The organism is Streptomyces sp. rh34, assembly GCF_002551245.1.
Taxonomy (GTDB): Bacteria; Actinomycetota; Actinomycetes; order Streptomycetales; family Streptomycetaceae; genus Streptomyces.
Map to the genome: position 1 here is coordinate 24352 of NZ_NTGZ01000059.1, position 8216 is coordinate 32567.

Here is an 8216-nt window from a genome sequence, read left to right on the forward strand (position 1 = left end):
GCCGGACCTCGGGCAAGCGCAGAAAGGGGATGGCGGCTCCTGCTCCGCGGAGGCGAGATGCCCGCGTCAGACGGCTGACCAGCCGTCGTCCACTGGCAGGACGGCGCCGTTGACGAAGGAGGCCGCACCGGACGCGAGCCAGACGATGGCGGCGGCCTGTTCGTCTGCCGAGCCGATGCGGCCGATGTTCGCGCCGATGAGGCTCGTGATGACGGACGGGCCATGCGTGTCGGGGCGGCTGTCGACGCCCATGCCGGTCGCGGTGGGGCCGGGCGCGATCATGTTGGCCCGGATGCCCTGCGCGCGGTACATCACTGCCAGGTTCTTCACCAGGCCGGTGATGCCGTGCTTGGCGGCGGTGTAGGCGGCTCCGGCGGCGCCGCCGCGCAGGCCGGCCTCGGAGCCGGTGAAGACCAGAGATCCGGCGCCGGCGGTCAGCATGTGGGGGAGTACGGCGCGGGTGAGGAGGAAGGGAGCCGTGAGGTCGACGCGCAACACCCGGTTCCACTCGGCGTCGTCGGTCTCGTGCGCCGCCGACATGCGGTCCATGATTCCCGCGTTGTTGACCAGGACGTCGACCCCGCCGAAGTCCGCCACCGCGCGGGCCACCACGGCGTCCACCACTTGTTGCTCGGCCAGATCCCCGGCGGTCGCCAGTGCGATGCCCCCGGCGGAGGTGATCCTCCGTACGGTCTCCTCGACGCCTGCCGCGTCGAGGTCGGCGGCCAGGACGCGGTCGCCCCCCGCGGCGAAGGCCAGAGCGGTGGCACGGCCGATGCCGGACGCGGCCCCGGTGACGATCACGCTCCGACCGGTGCGAGAGGCGATGTCCGGCTCGGGTACAGGTGCGTTCATGGCTCGATCCTTCCGGCACTGCGAGGGCTGGGGGCTGGGGAGGGGAGCGGGCGGGCCGGCCGCGTCAGGTGCGGAGGACAGTCCTGTTCCGGAGAACTTCCCCCATGGAGTCCTCGCGCCAGCGTTCCAGGAGCTCGTGGAAGGCGACGGCTCCGTGCGGGTAGGCGATGGGGCCGTTGGGCCGGCCACGCCCTTCACGGTTGTAGTAACCGGGGGTGCACTCGGCATGGAACCACGCGTGGTCGGGCGCGCCCTCGGCCAGGATGGCGATCCAGGCGTCCTCGGTCTCGGTTGAGGGTTCGATGAGGGCGCCGCCCGCTTCTGCGGCTGCGATGAGGGCGGCGGCGTGGATGGCCTGTTCGTCCAGGATGTGGGTGAAATTGACACTGCTGGCGTTCTGGAGGGACCCCATCTGTATGAGGTTGGGGAAGCCGTTGCTCGTGAAGCCGTGGAGGGTGCGCGGGCCCTGCAGTGCCCACCTGTGCAGCAGTTCGACGCCGCCCCGGCCGTGGACGGGGAGCTTGCCCGAGTGGATGCCGGAGGTCCCGACATTGAACCCGGTGGCGAAGATCAGGCAGTCGAGTTCGTACGGGGTGCCGCCCACCGTGACGCCGTGTTCCGTGATGCGCTCGATGCCGTGGGTGTCCGCGGTGTCGACGAGGGTGACGTTGTCCCGGTTGAACGCCGGGTAGTACAGGTCGGAGAAGGTGGGGCGCTTGCAGGCGTAGCGGTACCAGGGCTTGAGCTTCTCCGCCGTCTCCGGATCCGTGACCGTCTGTTCGACGCGGGCGCGGAGCTCGTTCATCCTGGCGGCGTCGGCGGCCTCGTAGGCGGCTTCGAACACCTGTCGGTCGCCCTGCCGCCGGAAGCTCGGCAGGAGCTTCTCCAGCAGGCCCGCCGACGCGGTCCATCGGTCCGCCACGAGATCCTGGTCCGCGCTCTCGCCGGACACGATGCGGAGGTAGTTCTCCCGTCGCTCCCGGGCCCAGCCCTCGCGGTCGGCGCCCACGTCCCGGGCGGTGGTGCGCCGGTTGGCGCGTACGTCCACGGTGGAGGGGGTGCGCTGGAAGACGTAGAGGTGTGCGGCGTCCTCGGCCAGCATCGGGATCACCTGGATGCCGGTGGCCCCGGTGCCCACGACCCCCACCCGCTTGTCCGCGAGGCCGGTCATGCCGCCCTCGGGGGCGCCGCCGGTGTAGGCGTAGTCCCACCGCGAGGTGTGGAAGGTGTGGCCCGCGAAGTCCTCGATGCCGGGGATCCCGGGGAGCTTCGGGTCGGTGAGGGTGCCGGTGGCATTCACGACGTAGGTGGCCCGGAAGGCATCACCACGATCCGTGGTCACGGTCCATGTCTCGGAAGCCTCCTCCCAGGTCAGTGCGGTGACCCCGGTGGAGAACAACGCATCCGCGTACAGGTCGAACGTACACGTGATCCGCACCGCGTGGCGGCGGATCTCGTCACCGGGGGCGTACTTCCACTCCGGTACGTAGCCGGTCTCGTCGAGCATCGGCAGGTAGACGTGGGACTCGACGTCGCAGTGGACGCCCGGGTACCGGTTCCAGTACCAAGTGCCGCCGAAATCACCGCCCTTCTCGATGATCCGGACGCGCTCGACCCCCTGCTGCCGCAGGTGTGCCCCGGTGAGGATGCCGCCGAATCCGCCGCCTATCACGGCGACGTCGACGGTGTCGTGGAGCGGGTCGCGCCCGATCGGTCCCTCCACGTACGGGTCTGCGGCGTAGTAGCCGAACTCGGCGTCCGCGTCGCGGTACTGAGCGGCTCCGTCGGGACGCACGCGCCGTTCGCGTTCGAGCCGGTAGCGCCGCCTCAGTGCGGCGAGCTCGTGGGGAGCCGGTGTCTGAGGAGTCGTCATGTGGGGTCCTCGATCCGCACGGTGGGGCTGCCCCGGTCGGGCGGCCGTCCGCTACGGTAGCAACTACCGGACAGCATTGTCCGGTTGAGGGGCGGGCCGGACGACAACATCCGGCCACAAACCATCGCCCCTCCCCGCAGGCCGCGTACTCCCCGCCCGAGGAACCCGCCCACTGGACAGGAAGAGTGATCCCCCATGCAGCGACTTTCGGCCCGGTCATTTTCCGCGCTCGCCACCGTCGTCACACTGTTCCTCACCGGCTGCGGCACGCAGAGCGGCGATCCCGGGGGAGAGACGGCGTCGGTCTTCGGTGGCAGGAGCATCCGGGCGCAGCAGGTCATGCAGCTGACCCAGGTGCACGGCGAGACCGGGATGACCTTGCTGGAGGGGCCCGTGTTCGGCGAGGACGGCGGCCTGATCGTCGTCGACGTCACCGCCCCCGAGGGCAAGCCCAAGGTCATACGCGTAGATGTGGCGAAGAAGACGTGCCGGGCGGTCCACACCGACGGCAGAGGGGCCTATACGTCGGCGCAGTTCAGCCCGTACGACGGGCGGCTCTACCTCAGCGACTTCGCACACGGCGAGGTCGTGAGCCTGGCCCCCGGCGGCGGCGACTTGCGGGCCTTCTTCTCCGGCGAGGTCGACGGAGCACGGATGAACCCCGACGACATCGCCTTCGACCGGGAGGGCAACCTGTACGTCAGTGATTCACGCGGCCTGTCCGAGGGCAAGACCGACGGGCGTGTGGTGCGGATCGACCGCGGGGGCGGCAGGGCCACCGTTCTGGTCGAGGATCTGGCCGCGCCGAACGGGGTCTCTTTCGACGCGGACTACCGAGGGCTGTGGTTCAGCGAGCTCACCGAGAACCGGATCTCCTATCTGCGCCTCGACGAGGAGGGCGGGGTGACGTCCCGGCACACCGCCATCCGCGTGGACGGCGGGCTCGCCCAGACCGACTCGATCGCCGTGGACGCGGACGGCAACCTCTACCAGGGTCTGCACGGCCGGGCGGCCATGGCCGTGTACGACCGGCACGGTGAGCGGCTGGCGACGGTGGAGCTTCCCTCGCGGGCCGAAGGCCTGGAGTCGGCGACGAACGTGGCCATCACGCCCGGCGGCACCAAGGCGTACATGACCGTCAGCGGCCCCGCCGGGGGCTACCTGTACTCCTTCGACGCGCTCGCGGAAGGCATTCGGCAGTCGAACGGCGGCTGATTCGGACCTCGGCTCAGCCGTCGAAGGCCCGCACCGGCCCCACTTCGACGCCGAGCAACCGCCAGGCGGCAAGCGCCCGGTGCTCGCGCTCCTCGCGGGTGGGGCCGATGACGGCGGCGGAGACCATGGCGACGCAGAGCACAAGGTTCTCCCCCGCACTCAGCCGATGACCGAGGGGGAGGTGCTTGCGCAGAGCACGCTCCACCCGTCCGGACAGGGCGAGGGCATGCGCGCGGATGCCCGAGTGGCCGCCCGCCCGGTCGGCGTGCAGAAGACCGATGAAAGCCGCCGACTCCGCGAGATGCCACGTCAGCACACCGAGTACTGCGTCGAAGGTGGCACCCTCGTCGGCGGCAGCCTGCTCGACCTGACGCACGTTCTCCTCGAGAACGGCGGCCACCGCGGCACTCCGGTCGGGGAAGTGCCGGTAGAGAACGCCCTGCCCGACCCCGGCCCTACGCGCAATCGCGGAGAGCGGTGCCTCCAGACCGTGCTCCGCGAAGACCTCTCGGGCGGCGGTGACCAGAGCGGCCCGATTGCGGGCAGCGGCCTTCGGCCCGGCGTTGGCCGGCCGCCGCCCGTCCTGCTCGATGCGCTCCGTCACCCCGGCAGCGTACCGGCAGGGCAGGCGGCTTCTGCCGCCCTCCAGGGCTGGCCGATCCGTCCCAGCTCGGCGCGCTTGGCCACACGGTCGCTTCGACCATCGGCGGCCGGGCTCGATGATCTTGGTACGCGCGCATCTGAACTGCCTTTTCGATAGTGACAGCGGCGGGCGATGGCATGTCGGTGTCTTCTCCAGGCGGACCAGTGGCAAGCTCGCCCTTGGTCGCGAAGCAGCGTTCGTCAGGGATCTTCGCCGCTCGGCAGCGCTCACGGCCGGAGCGGCGCCGCCGACCACCTCGCCATCCTGGAATGACCCCTCACGCTTCACGCGGGCTGAACCGCTCCTGAGACGAGGGCGGCGGTGACCGGGTGGGCGGGAGACGTGAAGAGCTGCGCGGTGGGCCCCGACTCGACGGCTCTGCCCTCGGACAACACGAGGAGATTGTCCGTCCGGCTGGAGACGAGGCGGAGGTCGTGGCTGATGAGTACGAGCGCGAGGCCGCCGCTGTCCTGGAGCTCTTCGAGCAGGTTCAGCACGGCGGCAGCGGTCGCGTCATCGAGGGCCGACGTGACTTCGTCGCAGACCAGCACGTCGGGGTCGGCCGCGAGCGCGCGGGCGATGGAGGCGCGTTGACGCTGGCCGCCGGACAGCTCGTGGGGGTAGCGCTCCGCGAAGCCGGCCGGGAGGCCGACCTGTTCGAGAAGCTCCAGGACGCGGGCGGCCGAGCGGTCGCGGTGGGCACGCCGGTGCAGACGCAGGGGGCGGCCGATCGTCGCGCCGACGGTACGGCTGGGATTGAGTGTGCCCAGCGGGTCCTGCGGTACGAGTTGGAGGCGTCGGCGCTGTTCGCGGGTGCGGCGGTGCGCGGATGGGGCGAGGCGTACGCCGTCGAGCGTGACGGTGCCCGCGGTGGGGCGGTGGAGTCCGACGATGGCGCGCACCAGGGTGGTCTTGCCCGAGCCGGAGACGCCGACGATGCCGGTGCTGGATCCGGGGGCGACGCTGAAGCCGACGTCGTGGAGGACGGGTGTGCGGCGGCCCCGCTGTGCGAAGGCGGCGTGCAGGCCGGACACGTCGAGTGTCGGCCCCACGGTGGCCGGCGGTCGGTCGGTGGTACGTCGCTGGGCAGGGATCGGCGACGGCGCGCTGCCGTGGGCCAGGTCCACGACGTCGTCGGCGATCCGGGAGACCAGGTCGGTGTCGTGGCAGGACAGGGCGATGGCGAGCTGGTGGTTGACGGCCAGGTGGCGCAGGAGTTCGGCGATCTCGTCGCGTACCTCCGGGTCGAGCCCGGCGGTGGGTTCGTCGAGGAGCAGGACGGCCGGGCGGCGGGCCAGGGCCCTGGCCAGGGCCACGCGCCGCTGCTGGCCGCCGGAGAGCCCGCCGATGCGGCGCCCGGGCAGACCGTTGTCCGTGGGCAGCCGCACCTCCGCGAGCAGCGCGAGCAGCGCTTCGTGGCCGCGGTGCACAGCGACTTCGGCCAGGAGGCTGCGTACCTTCAGCCGCGGGTTGAGGGCGGAGGCAGGGTCCTGGCCGACGTAGGCGAGGCGGTGGCGGCGCAGCAGCCGCAGCTCGGACGGGTCCAGAGCCAGTACGTCGCGGCCGAGCACCTCGACCCGGCCGGCCGTACGCACCGCGCCGGGCGGCAGCACGCCGGCCACGGCCCGCAGCAGCGTGGTCTTGCCGCTGCCGGACGGGCCGGTGAGTGCGGTGACGCGGCCGGGGCGTACCTCCAGACTGCCGCCGTCCAGGAGCAGGCGGCCGTCGGGGGCGGCGATGGTCAGGCCCGTGACGCTCACCGCCGCTTCCGAGTCGGCGACTTGGCCCTCGGGGTACCAGTCGGGCGTGTGGTTCACAGCGCGCTCACCGCCTTCCGGCCGGTTCGGGGTACGAGTGCGGAGGCCGCCAGATTGACGCTCATGGCGAGGAGACCGATGGCGAGGCTGGGGGCCAGGACGGCCCAGGGGTTGAGGACGATGCCGCCCGCGTTCTCGCGGATCATCAAGGCCCAGTCGGCAGCAGGAGGCTGGGGGCCGACCTGGAGGAAGCTCGCGGTGGCGACGACGTAGACGGCGGCGACGAAGCGGAGCCCGAACAGCGCGAGGAGCGTGGCGCGCAGGTTCGGCAGGACCTCGCGCACGACGAGGTGCCACAGCCGCTCACCGCCCACGGCCGCCGCCTCGATATAGCCGGACGCCGCGACGGGCGCCGCGGCGCCGGCGACGAGCCGGACCGCGTACGGCACGGCCATCACGACAGCGGCGGCGATCACGGCGAACCGGCCGCCGCCCGGCCAGGCCAGGGCGACGAGCAGTACGCCGAGGACGGCGGGAAGCAGCATGAGCACGTCGGCGGACCGCTCGATGATCCGGCCCACCGCGGGCCGCAAGGCGCTGACCGCGCCGAGCAGGGCGGCGGCGCCGGTGACCAGTACGGCCACGAGCAGGGAGCCGACGACGAGTTCGCGTCCTCCGGCGAGAAGGCGGGTGAGGACGTCCCGGCCCAGTTGGTCGCCGCCGAGTGGAGCTCCGTCGCCGGATGCGGCGTACGGGGCGGTGATGGGGGTGTCGATGGCATGCGGGGCCAGCCACGGCCCGGCGACGGCGAGGGCGACGAGCAGCAGCGCGGGCAGGACACGCAGGACCGGGCCCCGCCCGGGGCGGCGGCGCGCGGGCCGTTCCCCGGGGGACGGCTGCGCCGCGGTCGTGTCGGATGTGGTCATGTGCGGTCTCCCGAAGCCCAGGCCCGTACGAGGTCGGCCAGCAGCAGGACGCCGGCGATGACGGTTCCGGTGACGGCGACGACTCCGGCGACGACCGGGCTGTCCCGGTCGGTGACGGCGCCCGCCAGCACGGATCCGATGCCGGGGTAGTTGAAGATGGTCTCCACCACGACGGCGCCACCGAGCAGCATGCCGGTCGACGTGGCGATGCCGGCCGCGATGGTGGGCAGTGCGCCGGGCAGCAGGTGGTGGGTGAGGACGCGGTGGCGCGGCAGTCCGTCGAGTACGGCGGTCTCCACGTGTGGGGCCTTGGCCTCGTCGGCGAGGGCGGCGTGCACGATGCGGATGTTCCACCCGATCTGCGGGACGGCCAGGGCCAGTACGGGCAGGACGAGCATCTGCCAGGAGGCGGGGGAGCCGTCGGCGTCGGTGAGGGTGACAGCGGGAAGCAGGTCCGTCCACAGGGCGAAGACGAGGACGAGGGCGACCGCGACCACGAATTCCGGCAGCGCGAGGACACCGGTGGCTGTGGAGGAGACGGTGCGGTCGGTCCTGCCGCCGGGCTTCAGCGCCGCCCAGCAGCCGAGAGCGAGCGAGGCGACCAGAGTGAGGAGCAGGGCCAGGCCGCCGAGCAGCAGGGTGTTGGGGAACGGCCCGGACAGCAACTCGGCGACGGGCCGGCCATGGGCGGAGGTGCCGAGGTCGCCGGTGGGCAGGCCGGTCATCCAGTCGATGAAGCGGCTCGGCAAGGGGCGGTCGAGGCCGAGGAGTTCACGCCGCTGGGCGAGGTCGGCGGCGCTCTCGCCGCGTTCGGCGGTGGCGGTGGCCGCGTCGCCCGGCAGCAATTCGACGGCGGCGAAGACGGTGGCGAGCAGCACGGCGAGCAGCACGGCCCGGCGGGCGAGGAGCGCGGTGAGACGCACCACCGGCCGCAGGCCCCCGGGCAG

At 72.1% G+C, this 8216-nt stretch carries 7 protein-coding genes; 1 reads left to right on the forward strand and 6 read right to left on the reverse strand.

What is annotated here, in order from left to right; translation table 11 throughout:
* Positions 1-66: 66 nt before the first annotated feature.
* On the reverse strand, positions 67-855 hold the full coding sequence (locus tag CR470_RS14060) for an SDR family NAD(P)-dependent oxidoreductase (RefSeq protein ID WP_097867925.1): 789 nt from the start codon (positions 853-855) through the stop codon (positions 67-69).
* A gap of 64 nt (positions 856-919) precedes the next feature.
* A complete protein-coding gene (locus tag CR470_RS14065) occupies positions 920-2728 on the reverse strand; it encodes a flavin-containing monooxygenase (RefSeq protein WP_097867926.1) in 1809 nt (602 codons plus the stop codon).
* A gap of 195 nt (positions 2729-2923) precedes the next feature.
* On the opposite strand from CR470_RS14065, the gene CR470_RS14070 reads away from it, so the two are divergent.
* On the forward strand, positions 2924-3943 hold the full coding sequence (locus tag CR470_RS14070) for an SMP-30/gluconolactonase/LRE family protein (RefSeq protein ID WP_097867927.1): 1020 nt from the start codon (positions 2924-2926) through the stop codon (positions 3941-3943).
* A gap of 13 nt (positions 3944-3956) precedes the next feature.
* On the opposite strand, the gene CR470_RS14075 is transcribed toward CR470_RS14070, so the two are convergent.
* The 4 genes from CR470_RS14075 to CR470_RS14090 all read right to left on the reverse strand — a co-directional run bounded on the left by CR470_RS14075 (position 3957) and on the right by CR470_RS14090 (position 8216).
* A complete protein-coding gene (locus CR470_RS14075) occupies positions 3957-4547 on the reverse strand; it encodes a TetR/AcrR family transcriptional regulator (RefSeq protein ID WP_097867928.1) in 591 nt (196 codons plus the stop codon).
* A 323-nt stretch (positions 4548-4870) separates the two neighbouring features.
* Positions 4871-6403, reverse strand: a complete 1533-nt coding sequence (locus CR470_RS14080) for an ABC transporter ATP-binding protein (RefSeq protein WP_097867929.1) — start codon at positions 6401-6403, stop codon at positions 4871-4873.
* Positions 6400-7269: an ABC transporter permease gene (locus tag CR470_RS14085; protein ID WP_097867930.1), complete on the reverse strand. Its 870-nt coding sequence runs from the start codon at positions 7267-7269 to the stop codon at positions 6400-6402. The genes CR470_RS14080 and CR470_RS14085 overlap by 4 nt, the downstream gene beginning before the upstream one ends.
* Positions 7266-8216, reverse strand: coding sequence for an ABC transporter permease (locus CR470_RS14090; RefSeq protein ID WP_097867931.1), 951 nt, complete (start codon positions 8214-8216; stop codon positions 7266-7268). Before CR470_RS14090 ends, CR470_RS14085 begins: the two co-directional genes overlap by 4 nt.

Excerpts from the sequence above, each read along its gene's own strand:
- CR470_RS14060 (WP_097867925.1), bottom strand. The coding sequence starts at position 855 with ATGAACGCACCTGTACCCGAGCCGGACATCGCCTCTCGCACCGGTCGG.
- CR470_RS14065 (WP_097867926.1), bottom strand. The coding sequence starts at position 2,728 with ATGACGACTCCTCAGACACCGGCTCCCCACGAGCTCGCCGCACTGAGG.
- CR470_RS14070 (WP_097867927.1), top strand. The coding sequence starts at position 2,924 with ATGCAGCGACTTTCGGCCCGGTCATTTTCCGCGCTCGCCACCGTCGTC.
- CR470_RS14085 (WP_097867930.1), bottom strand. The coding sequence starts at position 7,269 with ATGACCACATCCGACACGACCGCGGCGCAGCCGTCCCCCGGGGAACGG.